Source organism: Borrelia miyamotoi (assembly GCF_019668505.1).
GTDB classification, from domain to species: Bacteria; Spirochaetota; Spirochaetia; order Borreliales; family Borreliaceae; genus Borrelia; species Borrelia miyamotoi.
In genome coordinates this window covers 541,200-563,234 of the sequence record NZ_AP024371.1, presented here as the reverse complement: position 1 = coordinate 563,234, position 22,035 = coordinate 541,200, and the positions used below count along the sequence as shown (strand labels likewise).

Below are 22,035 nucleotides of genomic sequence, written 5' to 3'. Positions count from 1 at the left end.
TATTGATATCAAAAGAACACATATATAAAAAAACACAAATCAATACATCAAATCCTATATCAGTATTGGTAATGCTTTATGAAAAAGCAATACAAGATCTAGAAGTGGCTAAAGAATTTTATAAAAGCAAAGACTTAATAAGTAAAACAAAAGCTGATGCAAAAGTTTATCATGCACAAGATATAATTATTGAACTAATGTCTACATTAAATTTTGCAGATGGTGGAGATATTGCAAATAATTTATTATCAATATATTCCTCTTTAAACAAAGCACTCGAAAGTGTTATATTGGAAAAGAATAGGGATAATATTCAAGAAGTTTTAAAGCACCTCAAAAAGTTGCACACAGCTTGGAAAATACTACTTAAAAAAGATAATAATAATACTACTAACAAAAAATTAGGAATTAATATTGTCAGTTAACGAAATATTAAAAATATATTTAAAAGATCTAATACTTGAACTAAAAGAGCTAAAAACCATTTTGGAACTTGAAAATCAAGAAATCAAAAAAGAGGTAAACATATTAAACATTACAAATCCTAGAAAAGCTCTAATCGTAAACTCAATCAATAATTATTATATAACTATAAATTCATGGATCAAAGGACAAAATCAAATACAAGAAGAAATTGAAAAATTAATTACAGAAACTAACTTATTAAAAGAAAAAATATGCATTCAATACCAAAATACATGCAAAGTTTTAAAGGAGTTATTTGATCAAAAGACAACGATTCCAAAAATACAATTTCCTAAAAATCTTTTCAGTTACAATAACTCAATTTCAGTAGATGTCAAAATATGAAAGAAATTTATCTAATCGATGCTTTAAATATAATATTTAGAAACTATCATGTGATGAAAGACAACCCTTTAATAAATAGTAAAGGAGAAAATGTTAATGCATTTATTGGATTTTTCAAAACTCTTTTTTTCATAATAAAAGATAAAAATCCAGAAAGTTTAATTGTAACTTTTGATTCAGAAACACAAACATTTAGACAACAAAAATACCCAAGCTATAAAGCAACAAGAGACGCCCCTCCAGATAATTTAATTCCCCAAATCTATTGGATAAAAGAAGCTCTGCTAAGAGCAAACATTCCAATGTTTGAGATAAAAGGATATGAAGCTGATGATCTTATAGCTAGCTTTTCAAAAAAAGCGGAAAGTAACAATTACTTAACTTATATCATCTCCCCGGATAAAGATCTATTACAACTTATGTCAAGCCAAACAAAAATATTCAAAATTGAGAATAGTAGTTTTATCGAAATGGATAATAATTACGTAATGAAAAAATTTGGAATAGATAAATCGCAAATCAAAAGTTACCTGTCCATCGTTGGAGATAGATCAGATAATATACCAGGTATTAAAGGCATAGGAAAAAAAGGCGCCGTTAAGCTATTAAATGAATTTCAAACATTAAATGGAATATATGAAAATTTAGATTCTATCAATAATAGATACAAAGAAATCCTATTAAAAGAGAAAAAAAATGCCTTTTTAAGTTATGAACTTATCAGTCTTGTAGAAGATCTTGAATTGCCAGCACTTGAAAAATTTAAACTGGAGAACCTTAAAGAAGATATTATTTCATTACTTGAAGAATACTCTGCAACAACCCTAATCAAATCTTACAAAGATATATTAAGAAAAAGAAATATTATAATAAGTCAAACACAAAGATCAATCATTGAAACAAATACAACAAAGCTAAATCAAATAGACACAGAAGTTTTAAAAAAAACATCATATCCACCAAATACTCTTAAGACAATACAAGAAGAAAATATCCAATATGAAACAATACTAACAAAAGAACAACTTGACACACTAATAGAAAAACTAAAAAGTACAAGTTATGTGGCAATAGACACAGAAACAACTTCTCTTAACGTCCATGAAGCACAAATAATAGGAATTTCAGTTTCATTTAAAGAACTTGAAAGTTATTATATTCCCATAGAAACTAAAGAAAAAAAATATATTGAAAAAGAATATATAATACAAAAATTCAATGAATTTTTTAAAACAAAACCTAAATTAATTGGTCAAAACTACAAATTTGATTACAAAATACTTAAAAAACATGGATTTAATATAATTCCTCCCTATTTTGATACAATAATAGCAGCATATATCATCAACCCAAATACAAAAACATCTCTTGATTTTCTGGCAGAAAAATATTTAATGCATAAAAATATCAGGTACGAAGACATAGTAGTACAAAAAGGCACTTTGAAAGATATACCACTTGATATAGTTTCAAATTACGCTTCTGAGGATGCCGACATTACTTTTAGGCTATTTACACTTTTTACAAAAAAACTCAAAGAAGAAAATTTAGAAAGCCTAATGATGGATATAGAAATGCCATTTAGCAATGTCATTACAGAAATGGAAGAAAATGGAATTTATCTTGACAAAGATTATTTAAGACAATATGGTCATGAACTTGATAAAGAATTAAAATTAATTGAGAATGATGTAATAAAAAGTATAGGCATTAAATTTAATCTAAATTCAACCAAACAGCTATATACAGTTTTATTCAAAGAATTAAATCTGACAATACCTAAAAATGTAAAGAAAAATTCAACGAACATTAAAGTATTAGAAGGAATAAAAGATCAACATGAATCTATAGAAAAAATCATACAACATAGACACCTCGTAAAACTAAAAAGCACATATACAGACAATTTAATAAAATTTATAAACAAAAAAACAAACAAAATACATACAAACTTTATACAAACAAAAACAGCAACAGGACGCATTTCAAGTACCAAGCCTAATTTACAAAATATTCCAATTAAAGACGAAAAAGGACGTAAAATAAGAAAAGCTTTCAAACCCGGGAAAGGTAATGTTTTTATTTCAGCTGACTATTCACAAATTGAACTTGTCATATTAGCACATCTCTCAGAAGATGAAGCACTCATTGAAGCATTTGAAAATAAAAAAGACATTCATAAAAAAACAGCATCTCAACTTTTTAAAGTAAACGAAGACAAAGTAACATCTTCTATGAGAAGAATAGCAAAATCAATCAATTTCGGAATAATTTATAAAATGTCAGCTTATAGGCTCTCACAAGAACTATCAATTAAAAGAGAAGAAGCACAAAAGTTCATCGATTCATACTTTAATCTTTATTCCAAAACAAAAACTTTTATAACAAAACAAATAGATTTTGTAAGAAAAAATGGATACAGTGAAACTCTTTTAAAGAGAAGACGATATATAAAAGAAATTAATAGCCAGAATTGCTCAGAACGCTCAGATGCTGAAAGAATGGCAATAAACAGTATAATCCAAGGAAGTGCCTCTGATATAATGAAAATCGCAATGATAAAAGTATATAACGAATTCAAAAGTAAAAACCTTAAGTCAAAAATACTCTTACAAGTACACGATGAAATGTTAATTGAATCTCCAGAGCAAGAATGTGAAGAAGTAAAAAAAATAATCAAAGAGATAATGGAAAATGCCTATCCTTTAAAACTTCCTCTAAAAGCAAATATTGAGACTGGAAAATCATGGGGAGAAATACATCAATAATTGGCATAACTGGCAAAATATCAACAGGCAAAGATACTGTTTCAAAAATCATTAGAAGCGAATATAATTTTCAAGAAATAAATGTAGATAAAATTGGACACATAGCCTTAAAATTCAAACAAGACAAAATAGTCAAAACATTTGGTACAGAAATATTAAATAATCAAAATGAAATCGAAAGAGCAAAACTTCGTAATATTGTATTTAAAGATAAGGAAAAATTAGAAAAATTAGAAGCAATAACACACCCTATTATATATAAAGAAGTAGAACAAACCATATTAAAAAGCACGCCTCATAAAATTATAATTAATGCAGCACTACTTTTTAAATTAAATCTTGCAAAGTTCTGCGGGTACATATTTATAATAAAAGCAAATGATGAGATAATAAAAAAAAGGATAAAATTAAACCGCAACATTGACGAAAATCTAATTATAAATGTGCTTAAGTGGCAAGAAGATATTTTTTTAAAAAAAAATATTCTAAACTCAAAAATAATAAATATAATTAACAATAAGAGCTATGAGTGTTTAAAAAAAGAGATTAGAATAAAGATGAAAGGGGTAATATAGTGCAAGATTTTAATGAAAATAATAGCAAAGGATTTTTAGTAGCATTAACTTCAATTGTAGCTGTTTGCACAATTATATTTCTTGGAATAATTATTTTCTTCCCAAATAAAAACCTAGCCTCTAATATCGCAAGTAAAAATATTATTTTACAAGAAGTAAAAGATGAAAAAGTTATAGAAAACGAAAACCCTGAAGAAACTTTATCAATAGCCGACAAGCCAAACGAAATCATAATTGACCTCACACAAGATAGCAAACAAGACAAAAGTTTAAGTAACAGTATAAATAGCAATAATAAAAAAATTATTAACAAACAAAAACCACAAATAATAAATCAACAAGAGACTAAAAAAACGTACGCAAAAGAAAAAATACCCCAAACAAAAATTATTACAAAGACAAACAAAGAAATCAAAAAAGAACAAAACTATAATAAGTTTAAAAATAAAGATAATAAATATGACCCCCAAAAAGAATACTACATACAATTTGCATCACTCTCAGATCCTATTTCTGCTGATAACAATATTCAAGAATTAATGAAATATAAAATAAATGCAAGAATTCACTCGGCAACAGTAAATGATAAAGATATATATAGGATCAGATCTGGACCTTACAAAACCATATCAGAAGCAAAACTAGAGCTCAAAAAAATATTAGGCTTAAATGAGTTTAAAGACGCTTATATATTAACTATCAACAAATAAATTAAAATTAGAGACATATTTATTATATTTCTCTAAATAAATATTATGAACACTAGCATTAAAATATATAACCTGTTTAAATTTAGCAATCTTTTCAAATGCCTTTTTCAAGCTATCAAACTCTCTTAAATAATAGAAAGCCAAGACTGCATTACCAATAATCTCGGAATGTTTAAATTCAAAAACCTTTAAATCTCTACCAATAATATTAGATTTTAACTCGTTTAAAAACAAATTATCAGAATTAGAACCACTCACAAAAATGTCCAAGATATCCTTTTTCACGGATTTAAGCTGAAGTATTCTATTGTAGAAGGCAAAATAAGAAGACTCAAGAATTGCAATCCCTATCTGTAAAGGATTATCCAATTTTCCAAAAATACCTTTACTCAAATCATCTCGTATCTGTGAATCTATTAAAATATGGTCAGAAAAAAGCTCTATTTTGTTTAAATAAAAATAAACATCACATATAGCATATGCTTTAGCAATTTCTTCAAAAAATTCTTTAAAAGACTTCTTATTTCTAAAAAATCTATCTTTAAATAATTGTAATAAATATCCAGAAGGAACTATCTTGCCAATAATAAACAAATTGTCTAAAAAATAAGGATAAGCCAAAGAAAAGCCCGGTAAATATCCATCTGCAACAAAATTAAAGCCTTCACTTGTACCTGTTCTATTCGATACAACTCCAGAAAAAAATGCGCCACTTCCAACAAGTACACTTAAATAATCTATTCCAGCATTAATTACCTCTATCCCACTCTTAATTCCAAACTCAATACTAGCACTACTAGTAACCTGACCAGCACTTTTTCCCATCCTTAAGAAAGGAGGAAATTTATTTTTATCAAGATTATATGCCCTTATTTCAAGATCATTCCAAATAAAAGGAATATAAGATAAGCTTGGATAACTTGTAATCAGATTACCTGTGAATAAATAAATAAAGTATTCAAAACAAGATACAAAATATCTAACCTTATCATAAATTCCTCTCTCAAGCGTGCTAAGCACAAAAGGCAAAAAAGCTGATTTTCCTCTAAAATTACCAACCATCTTAGAAGAATTCCAATGTAAAACCTCTAAAGGAATCAAATCTGAACCAAGAGCTATTAAACATGGAGAAATGCCACTAATAGAAATACAATCTATTTTTTTATATTTAAAGTTAGAAATTACTTTTTTTAAAGCAAAAATCCATATTTTATAATCAAAATTTTCAAAATCAACATTAAAATAATCAAAATAATTTACATCAAGGGAGTCTAAAACCCCATGTTGAGAATTAACTAAAGCAGATTTCAAAGTACTAGTACCAATATCAATACTGAGTACATTCATAAAACTAACTCTTAAAAATTAACTCTTGAATATCATGACTTCTATCAAGAATTTTTTGAAAACTAACTCTATTGTGAATTGCAAGAACTGCACCGGCAAAAAGATGCGCAACATTAGATTCATAATACCAAGATTTACTGATAAGTCTATCATCATGATAAACAGCATTTGTCCCAATTATTTTATAGAAATAGCCCTCCTCATAAGCCTTATCGAAATACCTAATCGCATCTCCATTAAAAAATGGTAAACTTATGGCACATATAATCTTCTTAGCCCCCATCCCTTTCAGCAATTTCACAGCCTTAATAAAAGTTCCACCAGTAGCTAAAATATCATCACTCATAAAAACATTCTTACCTTCAACATCCCCCAAAAGCTTAGTAACAGAAATATTAGAATCGTTAACATTATGCGCTATTTTTGAATAATCTCTTTCTTTATAAAGCAAAGCTAATGGCCTCTTAAGACTAGATGCAAAAAACTTATTTCTATTAACAGCTCCAGTATCAGGAGAAACAACTACTAAATTTGAATCTTTAATATCTATCAGTTCAGCTAAAGCACAAAAAATCTCATAAGATGCATTTAAATTTTCAAAATATGTTTTTCTAAAAACATTTTCAATCGCTTTTGAATGAATGTCTAGTGTCAAAATGTGTTTAACTCCCAACTCCTCTAAAAATCTTCCAAAAAGGCTTGCTGTTAATCCTTCTCTTGAATGTTTCTTATCCTGTCTAGAGTAAGGATAAGAAGGTACAATAACACTAACAGAATGAGCTTTAGCCTGTATGCAAGCATCTACGGTAGTCATCAAATTCATCAAATGATCATTAATTGTCATTATTACTTTTTCATTATTATTTACATAAACTGGATAAGTATTAGAAACATCTTGCACAATAAAAATATCTTTATTTCTTATGGTTTCTAAAATTTCTGCCTTAAATTCACCATTAGCAAATTTAACAAAGTTTACAGGAATTTCCATAGTCTCGTCAAAACTTAAGTCAGAAAATTCAAATCCTTCTAATAAATGAGATAAATTTCCCTCAGGCTTCAAAACATCTTCTTTTAAAGAATTAGTAGTTTGTGAAATTTTTCCAATAACTCTACTCTCAGCATCTAAAAATATTTTTCTAAGTTCTTCCATTATTTTATCTGCAAATACTCTACCACCAGGACAGGCAATAATCCCTAACGACTTTTTAATAAGCAAACTCAACTTTAAAACTCCCTACTTTAAACAGAAAACCTTTATCTTATTGTACATTAATATAAATAAAATTCACACAAATCTAAGAAAGATTTACAAAGTTAAAACCTTAAATATAAGTAAATTTATAAATTAGATAATGCAATCAATCTAAAAGTAATGCAAAAATTTAGATTATCAAGCCACTTGTTATTTATTTAAATAATTCCAAACTCAAATCCTACACCAAGCTTTAAATCAGAAAATCTATTATTCTTAATATTCCAACTATAATATCCCTCAAGCATCAAAAAAGAAAATGTAGCTCTTGCACCAAGATCCCAACCAAACACTCCAAATTCACTACAAATGGACCCCTTATCAGCAAAAACCATATTAGTTCTAGGTCCAGTAAATATTAAAACAGCTCCAATAAAGAAGTCTAATCTTGCATAAAACCTAGACTTAATAGCTGCAATTAATGAAATAACCTTACTCAATCTTCCCCTGCTTTTGATTATCCTAAATAAATTAAAATCAACTCCAAGTTCCAAACCAAATGAAATAAAATCTGCAAATCTTCCTCCCGTTTGAGCATATACCCCATAAGTTAAACCACTATTAGAAATGTTAGCAATATCAGCAACACGATGAGAGACAACCTCTTTATCTGAATCAGATAAATCATCATAGAGTTTTTCACCTATATACAAAGCTGTATCATATAAATTTGAAATAATGCTAACTGGGAAATCAAAGCCAAGCCCTAAATTAAATTCAAAATCAATATTTGAGAAAGCATTGCTTGTAATAAATAGCAATAAACTTAAAAACAAAACTCTTAGTCTAATATCAAGCCCTCCCTAAAATACTAAAATTAATCTGAAAAATCAACTGATGGAATAAAATATTTTGAGTTATTATAGCATAAAATTATAATTTAATACTTTAACCTTCCAAAATAGATGAAACTATTTCATTTGCACTAGCAGGTACTGAATAATTTAATTCTTTATATTTCAAAATATATTTTTTTGCATTTTCTATGTCATTCTTTAAATGATAAATATAAAAAACATTAAATAACGCTTCTTGATTAGCAGGCACCACTTCCAAATTCTTTAAATAAAATTTTAAAGCCTCGTCCAAATTATCTTTTTTAAATAATAAATAAGCTTTTAAATTAACCAATAAAACATTGTCAGGATCCTTTTCCAATAAAGATTCAAGTTTTAACTCAGCTTCCTCATACCTCTTTAAATTGATATAAGCCAAAACAAAATTATAACTAGATGCATCATCCACATTAGAATTAAATTTAATAGCTTGTTCATAAAGTGCAACTGAAGTCTCATTATTACCAAGATCATCATTTAATTTGGCAAGCTTATAATATTCATCTGAGATAGCTTGATATTCTTTAGAAAGAGAGCTACAAGATGACAACAAATAAAAAAAAAATAAAAAAATAACCTCTTACACATTAAAATAAAACCTAAATACACTTTAGATAAAGTATTACAAATACAAACAAAACATTAAAACAATATCAATGCTTACAAAATTATTGGTACCTCAAACCCAAGTCCAACCCTTAAGTCTCTATATTTAAAATCACTAACAGAAAATAATACTGATGATTCTAAATTAAGGAATGCTAGTCTAAATCTTAAGCCTGTCTCAATAACATTAAAAGGATTAGTTATTTTGCTATTACCAGCTAAATTTCCTACATAAACAGGATCTGCAACTAAAGATTTATCACCAAAACCTGTAAATAAAGTAGCCGCTAAATAATAAATATCATATTTAACAAAGAATCTTGGTATCATTCCTACACCAAAACTAACAGGAGAAGATAAATCTTTTAAAGCGCCCACATCCTTCAAAATGCTCCGCCCAAGATTTATACCAAATCCAAGCTCAAATCCATAATAAAAATCACTGCTAGCAATAGGAAGACCAACTTGAAAATACCCTTGAACACCAGTGCTAAACAAAGGTGACAATTTTTTTCTCAAAGCATCATTTAAAATAGTGCCTGGAGTTGAAATTTCAGAATGAAATTTCAAAAAGTCCTTTTTATCATTAATTCCAAATTCTTTTAATCCATCAAATAACCATTCCTCTATCTCAATAAAATTCGTCATTGCTTTCTCGAAAGGAGTTAAAACTTTACTCACCCCCAATCCATCTGCATCTAAAATTTGAAATAAAGAGTTGCTCTTTATTTCCTTAAATAATTTCGATAAACGTTCTTTCTTAACACCAATATCATTGTGTGAATCTAAATTTAGTAATTTCTGAATTGATTTTAGCGAATTAGTCACCTCAGATGAATTTATACCAGATAGTCTTGAACTAAAATATTCAGGATCCTCAAAATGTAATTTCATAAGAGCAACTGCACTTGCTTTACTAGCAGCACTGAAATCAAATGAATTATAAACAAATGAACGAGAAATATTAAAAAATTTATTCTTATAAAGATCCAAGATAGATAAAAATTCAACACTCATCAACTTATCCAAAACCGTACCGGTCTTTTTATTAAATAAAAAAAACGATTCAAGGCTAACTTGAGTATTAAAACCTGCTGAAAAATAAAAAACTTTAGAATAAGACACATTGAAGACTAAAAAAAACATTATAGATATTAATGATTTTTTCATGTTTTCTCAACCTTTCTCAAATTTAAATTTAAGAAGATTATAATTTTTATTACAAAAAAAATCAATACAAAGCCTCCTTTAAAATTGCATTTAATTAACTCAAAACAAACAGAAGGACTTACCAAACAAGGAAGTCCTTCTTTCATTACTAATTCAATGACTAAAACTAAAGTTTCTCTTGATCATACTTGTTAAATATATGTTCTGTCAAATATTTACCAACTGATTTTCTCTCTTGCACAAGCTTAGATATCATACTAAAATGTCTTGGCTCAATCTTAAAATATTTATAAGCTCTTCCGTCCTTAAAAAATACAGAAAGTTCAGACAAAGCAGAATCATAATCCACTTGATGTATTTTGCTCAATTCATGAGATATTGTTAAAGTATTCAAACTTATACCCTCCAATGATTATTCTTAGGAGTATAAAATATAAAGTAAAGAAAGAGTAAATTCATTAAATGTTAAGCATTTTTAATCAATAAAATCAAAATTTACTAAATGATATATTCCTTATAACTAATTGTATACTGCTAATAAAATTTAGTCAAGTAAATCTGTAAATAACTAAATCATCAACCACAAGATTAAATCAAAAAATAATTGAGTTTTTTGATAAAAAATATCTTTTCTTAATCTCTTTTTTACAATTTATTACAACCACTAAGATGATTTTAACTAAAGACACGTAAATTCTTATACTAAAAGCCATTAAAATATATTAAGATTACCTTTTAGAAAATACAATTCTTTTAAGTCAAACCAATTAAAACAATTTCAAAATGGACTTTTTTTAAAAAATAATGTAGAATGTCCAGGATAAGTAGTGTTCTAATTAATATATACTCAGGAGGAAAAGTAGTCCATGGACTATCAAAAATTGCGAAACATAGGCATTAGTGCCCACATTGATTCAGGAAAAACCACACTTACAGAACGTATTCTTTTTTATTGTAACAAAATTCATGCTATTCATGAAGTAAAAGGTAAAGATGGAGTTGGGGCAACAATGGATTCAATGGAACTTGAAAGAGAACGAGGCATTACAATCGCATCGGCTGCAACTCATGTTGAATGGAAAAACCATCCGATCAACATTATTGACACTCCAGGCCACGTTGACTTCACAATCGAAGTTGAACGTTCACTTAGAGTTCTAGATGGAGCAATACTTGTTCTTGATTCTGTTGCAGGAGTACAATCTCAATCAATTACAGTCGATAGACAATTAAAAAGATATAATGTACCACGCCTTGCTTTCATAAATAAATGTGACAAAACTGGAGCAAATCCTAATAATGTAAAAGATCAGCTTAGAGACAAGCTTGATTTAAACTCAATTTTAATGCAAATTCCAATCGGACTTGAAGACAAGCATATGGGAGTTGTCGATCTTGTTTTAATGAAAGCCTACTATTTTGAAGGCAAAGATGGAACAGAAATTATAGAAAAAGAAATTCCTGCTGAGCTACTCAATGAAGCTAAAGAAAAGCGAAAAATAATGCTTGATGCCTTATCCGACTTTAACGATGAGCTTATGGAACTTCACCTAGAAGGACAAGATGTGTCTACAGAAACAATATACAATGCTGTTAGAACAGGTACTTTGGCTTTAAAACTTTGTCCTGTATTCATGGGTTCAGCTTATAAAAACAAAGGTGTCCAGCTTCTGCTTAATGCTGTAACTAGATTTTTGCCTTGTCCTTATGATGTTAAAAACGTGGCACTCGACCTAAACGCAAATGAAAAAGAAATTGAACTTAAAATTGATGATAACCTACCAACTGTAGCTCTAGCCTTTAAATTGGAAGATGGACAATACGGACAATTAACTTATGTAAGAATATACCAAGGAGTATTAAAAAAAGGACAAGAACTAATAAATTCAAGAACTTCTAAAAAGTTCAAAGTTGGAAGACTTATTAGAATGCATGCCAATAATACTGAAGACATTGAATTTGGATGCAGTGGAGATATTGTTGCATTATTTGGAATAGAATGCGCCTCAGGTGATACATTCTGTGATCCTTCAATTAATTATTCAATGACATCAATGTATATTCCAGAACCAGTAATATCTTTATCAATAAAGCCTAAGGATAAAAAATCAGCTGATAATATGGCAAAAGCTCTTGGAAGATTTACAAAAGAAGATCCTACATTTAAAACTTATGTAGATGCTGAATCAAAAGAAACAATAATACAAGGCATGGGTGAATTACACTTAGAAGTTTACATTGAAAGAATGAGGAGAGAGTTTAAGGCAGAGGTTGAAACAGGAATACCTCAAGTAGCATACAGAGAAACCATTACAGATAAAGCAGAATTTAATTATACTCATAAAAAGCAATCAGGAGGTGCAGGTCAATTTGGAAGAGTTGCTGGATTTATGGAACCACTTGATACAGAAGAGCAAACTTATGAATTTGTCAATCTTATAAAAGGTGGAGTAATTCCAACAGAATACATTCCATCATGTGACAAGGGATTCCAAAAAGCTATGGAAAAGGGAACTTTAATTGGTTTCCCAATTACAGGAATCAAAATTACAATTAATGATGGGCAATACCATATTGTTGACTCATCAGACATTGCCTTCCAACTTGCAGCAATTGGAGCATTCAGAGAAGCTTACAATAAAGCAAAACCTACAATACTAGAACCAATAATGAGAGTAACTCTTGAAGGTCCAACCGAATTTCAAGGAAATATGTTTGGACTTTTAAACCAAAGAAGAGGAATAATTTTAGGCTCTACTGAAGAGGGAAGTTTCTCAAAAGTTGAAGCCGAGGTTCCATTAAGCGAGATGTTTGGATTTTCAACGGTTCTAAGATCGTCCACACAAGGAAAAGCCGAGTTTTCAATGGAATTTTTAAGATATGGCAAAGTTCCAAGTGCCATATTTGCTGAATTATGTAAAAAATTTAATGAACAAAATAAATAGGAGGGATCATTATGTTTGAATTAAGTCAAGTCAAACAAGAAATAAGGATAAAAAATAAATTTCTGGCTCAAGTTTTTGGATTAATGGCAGTTGGTCTTTTAATATCTGCAGTATTTGCATATACAACATCTGAAAATGCAACAATGAGAGCTATAATATTTGCAAATCCAATGTTGTATATAACAATGATACTTGTACAGTTTGGACTTGTGTATGCAATAAGCGGAGCAATAGAAAAAATATCAAGTAGCACAGCAACAGCACTTTTTTTAGGATACTCAGCTTTATCAGGAGTAACACTATCTTCTGTGTTTATGATATACACCCAAGGTTCAATATTTTACACATTTGGAATCACTTCTGTAACTTTTCTTGCAATGTCTTTTTATGGATACACAACAAATACAGATCTTACAAAAATGGGAAGTTATCTCATCATGGGCTTGTGGGGCATCATTATTGCATCAATTTTTAACATATTCTTAAGAAGTTCAGGTCTTAATTTTTTAATCTCAATTATAGGTGTGATATTATTTACAGGTTTAACAGCTTACGATGTTCAAAATATTTCCAAAATGAATAGAATGTTAGAAGATGATACTGAAATTAAAAACAGAATGGTCATTGTAGCATCCTTAAAGCTTTATCTAGATTTTATAAATCTATTCCTATATTTACTAAGATTTTTAGGACAAAGAAGAGATTAAAAGTAAACATCTAAAGTCAAAGTAAAAATGAATGCTTCATTAAGCATTCATTTTTAGGAGTTAAATTGAGCATTGACACCCTAGAATTTGAAGAAAGTAATACCCAAAATATTATAAGGAGCAGCTTTGAGTTTGAAGGATATATCGAAAGCAATAAACCAATAATTATTGAAGGAATGCTTAAAGGACTCATAAATTCCACGAACTCAATATATCTAAGAGAAAAAGCTAATGTGGAAGCTGAAATTAAGTGTAAAAATTTCCTAAATCATGGAACAATGAAAGGAAATGTAGATGCTTCAGAAACAATAAAAATTTACAAAACTGGAAAATTAATCGGAGACATTAAAACAAAAGAACTATTCATAGAGTCAGGAGCACTATTTAACGGAAATTGCGAAATGGAGAAAAAATGATAAATAAAAGCTTTTGCTTAAAAATAATTATCATGTTACTTTCTGGTTCAAACCTAATAAAAGCAGAAGAAGAGAAAGAAGATTCTCTTTTACTCTACAGACAAGGCAAATTCCAAGAAGCAATTATAAATACTCAAGAAGAGCTAAAATATAAACCAAAAAATTTAGATGCAAGATCAATACTTATATGGAGTCTAATAGCAACAGGTGAATACAAAAGAGCCGAACTAGAATCCATTAAAGGTCTCGAAATAAATAAATATGACCCAAGAATAATCCAAGCATTGGGAGAAGCTTATTTTTTTCAAGGACAATATAACAATGCTCTCAAATATTTTCAAAAATATATTAGTTTTGGGTCAAATGGGGCACGAATAGTCAAAGTCTATATTTTAATCGCAGATTCTTTTTACAAACTTGAAAGATATAACGAGGCTGACTTCGCATATGAAAACGCTTTAAGATTTTTGCCAAATAACCAAAACATACTATTAAAACTTGCAAAATCAAGACTTAATGCACAAAACAAAATCTTAGCAAAAGATACTTTAATAAAATTACTAACCCTAAATCCCAATCATTCAGAAGCAAAAAAGCTACTAGAAAAGATAGAAAAAAGTAATCATAATTCTTGACATTATATCTACAAGTATTTATCCTATTTATTAGTTTATTAATAAAATGGAGGGCTGCTAGCTCAGATGGTAGAGCAACGGATTCTTAACCCGCAGGTCACAGGTTCAAGTCCTGTGCAGCTCACTTAAATAAGTTAAATCGGGTTATTTTGCAATAAGCAAAGTATTGACATGCCTTTAAATAAATGTTATAATTAACTTTGGCAGATTTAATTATTTTCGGGCTCATAGCTCAGCTGGTAGAGCATCGCCCTTTTAAGGCGGGGGTCGTAGGTTCAAACCCTACTGAGCTCAATTCTTTGTCCTCTTCGTCTATCGGTCAGGACTCCAGGTTTTCATCCTGGCAAGAGGGGTTCGATTCCCCTAGAGGATGTAATAAAAAACATCTTGCTAGCTCTCTTTTTTACTAATGAACACATGTTACGATTGGAAAAATATTCTAGCAATATTAGTTTTATTAGCAAATTATCAAGCATTATATGAAAATAAAAATAAAAAAAACTCCCTAATCATCAATGGCAATAAAACAGTAACATACTGTAATAAAAAAGCAGTAAGTTGCTGCATCATACTAAATCTCCAGATCAATGAAAATGCAAGCATAGAAATCAACACTCAAGACAAAAATTTTTCATATGATATTCCAAAAATAGTTAATCAAGACAAAGAATTAACAATAGAAATTAAAATGGATAATATCAAATCTATTAGTCTAAATAACGCTAAAATAAAAAACTCAAATATTCAAACAGCAAGGTCAAGTCTTCAGAAATTTAAAATACTCATTAGTCAAAATGAATATTCTATTGAATTTAATCTTACCAAAAATATGTTTCCTATCTTAGGCTTTAAAGCAAAAGAAAAAATATCAAGCCCCATACTTGCAAACTTATATTCAGAAAAAGAATCACAAAAAATAGTATTATCTAATTTAATAAAGTACACATCACTAGAAAATGAAAATGACAAAATAAAGTCTACTAAAAACAACAATATGATTCAAATACTAGAAATTGGATATATTAACATGAATGCTTATTATGATATAAATAAACCAATAAATTCTGATCTAAAATTCATCTTAAACTATAAAAAAGAAAATTACAGAAGAGATGCATTTGAACTTTTTAATCTAATCTCAGAACCTAACATATATGTACTAAAATTCAAGAATCTCAAATATCAGTCTTTAATGTTAAAAAGAATAGCATTTTTCATAGAGAAAAAAGAATTTAGAGGCGTATTACTTTCAAACAATGAACTAAAAAACAAAATAGGATGGAGAGGACACGATTACAGACTTCAAGACATAATTACATTTTTCAACAAAGCACAAAAATTAAATATCAAATTAAACAAAGAAGAAATAATTTTAAAAAATCTAATTATAATCAATAAATTAGCATACATTGAAAATAATACAATTAAAATCAAAGATAAATCAAAAAATATTGCATTTGCAGCTTATTCAGAAGACGAAACTATACTCAGCATGGATCAAATCACAATATTTATGCATGAAATCTTACACATGTATTACTTTATAGACAAGAATTTTAATAAAGCAATCTCTAATTTCTGGAGTAAAAATGTTATACAAAAAGATAAACAAGCTTGGATTCAATTTTTAGACAGTAAAGATTATGATACTAATTATCAATATCTAATAATAAACGAATTCTATGCTTATATCACCCAACTTCCAAAAGAAGAAACTGCAACCTATTTAATTAACACCAACTATTTCCCCAAGTTTGGACTAAATAGATACGATAAATGGGCTAAAAAATTAGAAGCATTATTATGGGAAACAAAAGGATTAATAGCTGGAGAACTATTAATCCTTTTCAAAGACAAAATAAAAAAAGAGCAAAACATGTAGCTCCAAAAATTCAAACTAATTACCCTTCTCAGGAATTAACACAATCTCTGCTTTCTGCTCCAAATCAATTTTCTTAAATAACTTATTTATAACGTCCTTACTCAAATTATTTTCAATAAATTTAACACCTAAAGAAGATCTCAAATCATTATTCCAAAAAACTGAAAATAATATCTTTGAAATCCAATACCCACTAGATTCAGAACTAATATTATCATTTTTAATAATATTTTTCTTGACATAATCAAAATCCTGATCTGTAAAACCTGTTTTTTGTTTTTCTACAATATATTCATTAACAACCTTTAAAACATTATCAAGAACTTTAGGATCAACTGCAAAAGATATAATGATAAAACCATCTGAATTAGAATGTTTTCTAATGACATAATCAAAAGATGCTCCTATTGAATAAACACTAGACATCTTCCTTCTAACATTCTTAACAAGATCATCAGTCAAGAGCAATGATAAAGCATCATAATTCAAAGTATCCGAAGGTGAATAGTTAAAATTAAAAGGATAACAAATATGCACAAAACTACTTGCATCTTTACCCTTTTTTACAACTATTCTATCCGTACCTCTCTTATAAGAATAATCTATATCTTTAAACTCATCCAATTCTTGAGAATTTAAATTACCTAAATACTGTCTTGAAAGATTTTTTATTATCTCTAGGTCAACATCTCCCACAAATATAAATTTAAATTTATTTGCATAAGTAAATCTCTTTTTATAGAAACTTAAAAGAATATCCTTTGATATATTTTTCAAATCAGCTTCTTGAATATCTCTCAAACGATAATCATCATTGTTATAAAATCGTCTAATAGCACTATAAAACAAATGTTTAGAATCATTTTCCTTGCTCTTAATATTTGCTTTCAAATCAGTAATGATATTTTGCAAAACAATATCATCTATTTTTGGCTCATTAAATGTAAAGTATATAAGCTTAAAAAGAGTTTCAAGATCTTTTATATCAGCACTACCCTTAATGCTTGACATTTGCTCACCAACTGTTGGAATTAAACTTATACCTTTACCTGACAAATATTTTTCAAATTGAAGTCTAGAATAATCTCCATACCCCGAACTAGAAACTATTCTTGGAGCCAAAGACAAAACGGGCACAAGATCAGGATTCTCACTTAACAAACCACCCCAAGAATACGCACTAAAATTGACTACATTTTTATTACGTCCATTATGTTTAAAGTAAACTTCAACTCCATTTTCCAGCATAAAGGATGAAATTCCCTCAGATAATTCTTTCTCTTCAACAATATCTTTGCTTTCCAAAGACTTCTTAAAGAATTCTTTCTGAATTGATACATCATTATAAGGTTTAATCTCTTTAACCAAAGCAGAGTCACGTAATGCGTTAATCTCTTCAAGAGTCAAATTAGGATGAGATTTCTTAGAATAAGAATAAAAAATAGCCATATCATCTATGGTCGCTTCCTTCTTAGCCAAATCTAATATTGCTCTTATACTAATCTTATTTAGATAATCAATAGCAATATCAAAATACTCATTCATATCAAACATCTTAGAACCTTGAAAAGCAATGTTTACTAAACTATCCTCAATACTAGATGAAGATCGCTTATTAATGTTATCTTTACTTAGCTTATAATTACTTATAAGTTTAGATTTGACCTCATCAATTTCTCCCTGCGTAAAACCAAATCTCTTGATTCTCTCAATTTCATAGAAAAACCCTTCTATCCCTTCTTTGAAATGCTCTGGGTTAATCTCAAAAGAAATTTGATCAACTAAAATATAATTGTCATCTGATTTCAATTCTGAATCAATCTTATTAAATGATATAAAATTATTTGTTCCAGCAGTCTTTAAATCGTAAAATCTATTTTTAAAAAGACTTTTTAATAAAATTTTATCAACAAATCTTTTAACATCATCAACAGTGCCAAAACTATTGTTAACACTCTTTTTAAGAATAAAATTTATGCTAGGAAATGGCGTCTCAAAATCTTCTATACTTATAAATTTTTCATTTATTACCGTGTCTAAATTTATTTTAATCTTCTCAAGCTTACCTTCCGGTTTCTCTAAAGATGAAAACCGATCTATTACTTTCTTTTCAATTTTACCAGGATCAATATCTCCTACAATAATGACACTAGTAACATCTGGTCTATACCATTTTTTATAAAATTTCTTAAAGTCTTCTGACTTAAAAGATAAAACTCTATCTTCAAGTCCAATAGGAAATCGAACTGCGTACTTACTACTACCCAAAACAAATCCAAATACCTTTTCATTAATCCTACCTAAATAATTATCCTTCAGCTTCTTTTCTTCAAGAATAACATTACGTTCTTTATCTATTTCTACTTCATCAAATTCGATCTGAAAAGCCCAGTTTCTTAACAAATTCAAAGCTTCATCAACTTCTGATTCATTACTACTATCTGGCAAATTAAGATTATAATAAGTTTTATCAAAACTAGTATAAGCATTAATATCTGCTCCAAATTCCATCCCAAATTTTTTAAGAACTTCAAAAATACCCTCACCACCAGGATAATCCTTTGTACCCTTAAACGCCATATGTTCAAGATAATGCGCCAAACCTCTCTCATTTTCCTCTTCATTTAAAGATCCAACATTAAATAAGATTCCCATATAAACAGCCTTAGCAGGAACTTGATTGGCATAAATATAATATTTAAGTCCATTTTTAAGTTGACCACTTAATAAGTTTTTATTCACCTTTAATTTAGAAGACGAACAAGATAAAACAATAAATACCAAAATTAAAAAGATAAATTTTAACACATCAATGTCAATATACTTATGTCTCATTTCATTTTCCTTGCATTTAAATTCATTTCTATATTATAAGCTTTTTTAACTTCCTTAAGAATAGATGAAAATCCAAAATCATACCAATCTTTCACACCCTTTAACCTAGAAACAGGAAACAATTCATAAAATAAGAATAAAAGTTCTTCCTTTGATAACTTTGAAATATCATTAAAGTAAACTCTCTTATTAAATTCCTCAACATAAACAAAAGATCCAGACTTATCCAAAAGAAACTTACTAAAATCAGGGTATAAAATACTTGCATTATAAATTTCGATGGTAGAATGTCCTCTTGATATGCCATCATAGCCTTTAAAAGGCAATGAATTCAAAATAACAAAATTACCATCTTGAATGCCTATATTTCGACCATCTAAAGTTTTCAAAAATCCATCATTATCATCACAATAAATAAAAATATTTAAAGCCTCTGATGCTTTTGATATAAATTTTGCATTATTACAATTCTTTAAATGTTTTAAATCACTAATATTTTGCACATTATCTGATTTATCACTGCCACTTAAAATTTTCACACCCCTCTCAATCAAAGCCTGCTTGGCCAAATCAATATACGTAAAAAGTTCATTATTCTTAGTAAAATATTTATCTCTGTCCAATAAGTAGAGCACACGTAAGAGCTCTTTCTTCTCAAGACTGCGATAAAAATCAATACTCTCTAAATTAATCCCAAAAATAAAACCCTGAATAAACAAAATAAAAATAATTGCAAAATACATATACACCTCTTATACTAATTTAAATCCAAAAAAACAGGACAATGATCACTCCCCATTACTTCACTTAAAATTAAAGCATTTCTTATCTTAGATTTAAAGGTTCCATTAACAACAAAATAATCAATCCTCCAACCTATGTTACGTGATCTCGCCTTTGTTCTATAATCCCACCAAGTATAGTTACCCGGTTCCTTATTAAAAATTCTAAAGGTATCAACATAACCTTCATTTAAAAAACTATCCATCCAAGTAGTCTCTTCAATGTAAAAACCAGCAGATTCTCTGCTGGTTTTAGGATCAGATAAATCAATTTCTGTATGAGCAATATTAAAATCACCACAAATGATAATGTCTTTGCCAGAATTTACAAATGAACTTGCAATAGACTCAAGATTCGTTAAAAACTCAAGCTTATAATTAAGTCTTTTTCTTAAAGCTTGAGAATTAGGAAAATACGCATTAATAAGGATAAAATCAGGATAATGAACAATCAAACATCTTCCCTCCCTATCAAATTTTTCTATATTCATAATCTCTAATTTAATAGGTTCAATCTTTGAATAAATACCAACTCCACTATAACCCTTTATTATGGATTTCGAAAAGTACGAATAATATCCTTTAACATTAATAAGCTCTTTTGGTAACTGTTCTTTGCAAGCCTTAGTTTCCTGAAGACATAAGATATCCGGACTATATTTTTCAATAAATTCAAGAAAACCTTTACCCAAAATAGCTCTTATTCCATTTACATTCCACGAAATTAAATTCATAAATTGTCTACCAACTCGAGTTAAACATGTATCCTCAAACCATCATAAGCCAAATAAATATCTTCTCTTTTTAGATAGTCAAATTCTTCATGCATTATATCATGTGCAATGTGTGTAAAATAAGCAATTTTAGGACTTACTTTTTTCACTTCAATAATAGCATCATCAAAATGAAGATGTCCGGGATGAGGATTGATCCTTAAAGCATCTATTACAAGAACATCTAATCCCTTTAAATAATTGTAAGAAATCTCAGGAATAAATTTAACATCAGTAAGATATGCTAGATTATTTATTCTATATCCTAAACTGATTATATCTCCATGCAACAAAGGAATTGGGATTATATTTATTCCTCTAAAAACAATTTGTTGTAAATCAACTGCCAAATTAGGAATAACATTAGCTCTCCCACTTATAGATGTTTTTGACGAAAAATTATGCGGAAAAGCATTTTTAATATGTTGCATTGCACTATCTCGAGCATAAATGGGCAAAGGAGAAGTTCTTGTGTAAAATTTAATATCATCAAGACCCATAATATGATCATAATGCTCATGAGTATATAATACCAAATCTAACTTAACGACATTTTCTCTTAAAAGCTGAGTTCTAATATCAGGGCCTGTATCAATTAATAAATTCATTCCATGCAAACTGAGAAGAAATGAACTTCTAAGCCTTTTATTTTTACCATATTTTGAACTACATACCTTACAACTACAATTCAACATAGGAATACCACTTGATGCACCAGTTCCTAAAAAAATTCCCAACATGTATTACCACTACCTTTTTAAAGGGTCCAATTAGATTATAATAAAACCAAACATTAAAAATAAGATATCAAAAAAATAAAAGGTAATAAATATCTTAAATAGAATGAACACAAAGCAAAAATATTTAACCTAACCTAAAAAACAGTGTAATACTAAAAAATAAAGTATTTGGAAAATAACTTACAAACTACACTACTCATAATCATTTATGATTCTAAATTCTAATTTGATATTTTCAACCAC

Annotated in this window: 20 protein-coding genes and 2 tRNA genes; 12 read left to right on the top strand and 10 right to left on the bottom strand. The window is 28.4% G+C overall.

All coding sequences use genetic code 11. The features are described from left to right. The first annotated feature begins 2 nt into the window (after positions 1-2). Genes K5Q05_RS02710 through K5Q05_RS02690 form a run of 5 tightly spaced genes read left to right on the top strand, consistent with a single transcriptional unit; the run spans position 3 to position 4,863 of the window. Positions 3-425 (top strand): flagellar export chaperone FliS, encoded by a 423-nt coding sequence (locus K5Q05_RS02710; RefSeq protein WP_025443633.1) that lies wholly within the window; start codon positions 3-5, stop codon positions 423-425. Beyond that, on the top strand, positions 415-810 hold the full coding sequence (locus K5Q05_RS02705) for a hypothetical protein (protein WP_025443634.1): 396 nt from the start codon (positions 415-417) through the stop codon (positions 808-810). The genes K5Q05_RS02710 and K5Q05_RS02705 overlap by 11 nt, the downstream gene beginning before the upstream one ends. After that, entirely contained in the window at positions 807-3,578 is a 2,772-nt protein-coding gene (gene polA, locus K5Q05_RS02700; protein WP_025443635.1) for a DNA polymerase I, read from the top strand. Before K5Q05_RS02705 ends, polA begins: the two co-directional genes overlap by 4 nt. Next, positions 3,557-4,153, top strand: a complete 597-nt coding sequence (gene coaE, locus K5Q05_RS02695; protein ID WP_099497079.1) for a dephospho-CoA kinase — start codon at positions 3,557-3,559, stop codon at positions 4,151-4,153. Before polA ends, coaE begins: the two co-directional genes overlap by 22 nt. Beyond that, positions 4,153-4,863, top strand: a complete 711-nt coding sequence (locus K5Q05_RS02690) for an SPOR domain-containing protein (RefSeq protein WP_025443636.1) — start codon at positions 4,153-4,155, stop codon at positions 4,861-4,863. Before coaE ends, K5Q05_RS02690 begins: the two co-directional genes overlap by 1 nt. On the opposite strand, the gene K5Q05_RS02685 is transcribed toward K5Q05_RS02690, so the two are convergent. The 6 genes from K5Q05_RS02685 to K5Q05_RS02660 form a co-directional block, all read right to left on the bottom strand. After that, positions 4,846-6,210, bottom strand: coding sequence for an FGGY-family carbohydrate kinase (locus K5Q05_RS02685; protein ID WP_025443637.1), 1,365 nt, complete (start codon positions 6,208-6,210; stop codon positions 4,846-4,848). The genes K5Q05_RS02690 and K5Q05_RS02685 overlap by 18 nt on opposite strands. Before the next feature lie 4 nt (positions 6,211-6,214). After that, positions 6,215-7,435 carry a ribose-phosphate pyrophosphokinase gene (locus K5Q05_RS02680; protein WP_025443638.1) on the bottom strand — a complete coding sequence of 407 codons (1,221 nt, stop codon included), beginning with the start codon at positions 7,433-7,435 and terminating at the stop codon, positions 6,215-6,217. A 188-nt stretch (positions 7,436-7,623) separates the two neighbouring features. Then, on the bottom strand, positions 7,624-8,241 hold the full coding sequence (locus tag K5Q05_RS02675) for a hypothetical protein (RefSeq protein WP_232515443.1): 618 nt from the start codon (positions 8,239-8,241) through the stop codon (positions 7,624-7,626). 112 nt (positions 8,242-8,353) lie between these two features. Next, positions 8,354-8,851, bottom strand: a complete 498-nt coding sequence (locus tag K5Q05_RS02670) for a tetratricopeptide repeat protein (RefSeq protein ID WP_255315117.1) — start codon at positions 8,849-8,851, stop codon at positions 8,354-8,356. A gap of 110 nt (positions 8,852-8,961) precedes the next feature. Beyond that, positions 8,962-10,077: a hypothetical protein gene (locus tag K5Q05_RS02665; protein WP_025443641.1), complete on the bottom strand. Its 1,116-nt coding sequence runs from the start codon at positions 10,075-10,077 to the stop codon at positions 8,962-8,964. Positions 10,078-10,243: 166 nt separating this feature from the next. Continuing rightward, on the bottom strand, positions 10,244-10,471 hold the full coding sequence (locus K5Q05_RS02660; protein ID WP_020954910.1) for a KTSC domain-containing protein: 228 nt from the start codon (positions 10,469-10,471) through the stop codon (positions 10,244-10,246). 472 nt (positions 10,472-10,943) lie between these two features. Here K5Q05_RS02660 and fusA point away from each other — a divergent pair, with 472 nt between their 5' ends. From fusA to K5Q05_RS02625, 7 genes are all read left to right on the top strand, one after another. Then, on the top strand, positions 10,944-13,022 hold the full coding sequence (fusA, locus tag K5Q05_RS02655) for an elongation factor G (protein WP_025443642.1): 2,079 nt from the start codon (positions 10,944-10,946) through the stop codon (positions 13,020-13,022). 11 nt (positions 13,023-13,033) lie between these two features. Next, positions 13,034-13,729, top strand: a complete 696-nt coding sequence (locus K5Q05_RS02650; protein WP_025443643.1) for a Bax inhibitor-1/YccA family protein — start codon at positions 13,034-13,036, stop codon at positions 13,727-13,729. A 65-nt stretch (positions 13,730-13,794) separates the two neighbouring features. Beyond that, positions 13,795-14,145, top strand: a complete 351-nt coding sequence (locus K5Q05_RS02645; RefSeq protein WP_025443644.1) for a bactofilin family protein — start codon at positions 13,795-13,797, stop codon at positions 14,143-14,145. Further along, positions 14,142-14,780, top strand: coding sequence for a tetratricopeptide repeat protein (locus K5Q05_RS02640; protein ID WP_025443645.1), 639 nt, complete (start codon positions 14,142-14,144; stop codon positions 14,778-14,780). The genes K5Q05_RS02645 and K5Q05_RS02640 overlap by 4 nt, the downstream gene beginning before the upstream one ends. A 51-nt stretch (positions 14,781-14,831) precedes the next feature. Continuing rightward, positions 14,832-14,904: transfer RNA gene (locus K5Q05_RS02635), tRNA-Lys, on the top strand. 97 nt (positions 14,905-15,001) lie between these two features. After that, positions 15,002-15,074: transfer RNA gene (locus tag K5Q05_RS02630), tRNA-Lys, on the top strand. Positions 15,075-15,189: 115 nt separating this feature from the next. After that, positions 15,190-16,662, top strand: a complete 1,473-nt coding sequence (locus K5Q05_RS02625; protein ID WP_025443646.1) for a hypothetical protein — start codon at positions 15,190-15,192, stop codon at positions 16,660-16,662. A gap of 15 nt (positions 16,663-16,677) precedes the next feature. Here K5Q05_RS02625 and K5Q05_RS02620 read toward each other — a convergent pair whose 3' ends face one another. The 4 genes from K5Q05_RS02620 to K5Q05_RS02605 are packed head-to-tail and all read right to left on the bottom strand — an operon-like array spanning position 16,678 to position 21,792. Further along, a complete protein-coding gene (locus K5Q05_RS02620; protein ID WP_025443647.1) occupies positions 16,678-19,497 on the bottom strand; it encodes a M16 family metallopeptidase in 2,820 nt (939 codons plus the stop codon). Beyond that, on the bottom strand, positions 19,494-20,240 hold the full coding sequence (locus K5Q05_RS02615) for a hypothetical protein (protein WP_025443648.1): 747 nt from the start codon (positions 20,238-20,240) through the stop codon (positions 19,494-19,496). Before K5Q05_RS02615 ends, K5Q05_RS02620 begins: the two co-directional genes overlap by 4 nt. A 14-nt stretch (positions 20,241-20,254) precedes the next feature. Next, entirely contained in the window at positions 20,255-21,013 is a 759-nt protein-coding gene (xth, locus tag K5Q05_RS02610; RefSeq protein WP_025443649.1) for an exodeoxyribonuclease III, read from the bottom strand. A gap of 20 nt (positions 21,014-21,033) precedes the next feature. Further along, entirely contained in the window at positions 21,034-21,792 is a 759-nt protein-coding gene (locus tag K5Q05_RS02605) for an MBL fold metallo-hydrolase (protein WP_025443650.1), read from the bottom strand. Between the last annotated feature and the right edge of the window lie 243 nt (positions 21,793-22,035).

Coding starts and splice junctions, on each gene's coding strand:
- K5Q05_RS02625 (WP_025443646.1), top strand. CDS start 15,190: ATGAACACATGTTACGATTGGAAAAATATTCTAGCAATATTAGTTTTA.
- K5Q05_RS02620 (WP_025443647.1), bottom strand. CDS start 19,497: ATGAGACATAAGTATATTGACATTGATGTGTTAAAATTTATCTTTTTA.
- K5Q05_RS02615 (WP_025443648.1), bottom strand. CDS start 20,240: ATGTATTTTGCAATTATTTTTATTTTGTTTATTCAGGGTTTTATTTTT.
- xth (WP_025443649.1), bottom strand. CDS start 21,013: ATGAATTTAATTTCGTGGAATGTAAATGGAATAAGAGCTATTTTGGGT.
- K5Q05_RS02650 (WP_025443643.1), top strand. CDS start 13,034: ATGTTTGAATTAAGTCAAGTCAAACAAGAAATAAGGATAAAAAATAAA.
- fusA (WP_025443642.1), top strand. CDS start 10,944: ATGGACTATCAAAAATTGCGAAACATAGGCATTAGTGCCCACATTGAT.
- K5Q05_RS02665 (WP_025443641.1), bottom strand. CDS start 10,077: ATGAAAAAATCATTAATATCTATAATGTTTTTTTTAGTCTTCAATGTG.
- K5Q05_RS02685 (WP_025443637.1), bottom strand. CDS start 6,210: ATGAATGTACTCAGTATTGATATTGGTACTAGTACTTTGAAATCTGCT.
- K5Q05_RS02640 (WP_025443645.1), top strand. CDS start 14,142: ATGATAAATAAAAGCTTTTGCTTAAAAATAATTATCATGTTACTTTCT.
- polA (WP_025443635.1), top strand. CDS start 807: ATGAAAGAAATTTATCTAATCGATGCTTTAAATATAATATTTAGAAAC.
- coaE (WP_099497079.1), top strand. CDS start 3,557: ATGGGGAGAAATACATCAATAATTGGCATAACTGGCAAAATATCAACA.
- K5Q05_RS02605 (WP_025443650.1), bottom strand. CDS start 21,792: ATGTTGGGAATTTTTTTAGGAACTGGTGCATCAAGTGGTATTCCTATG.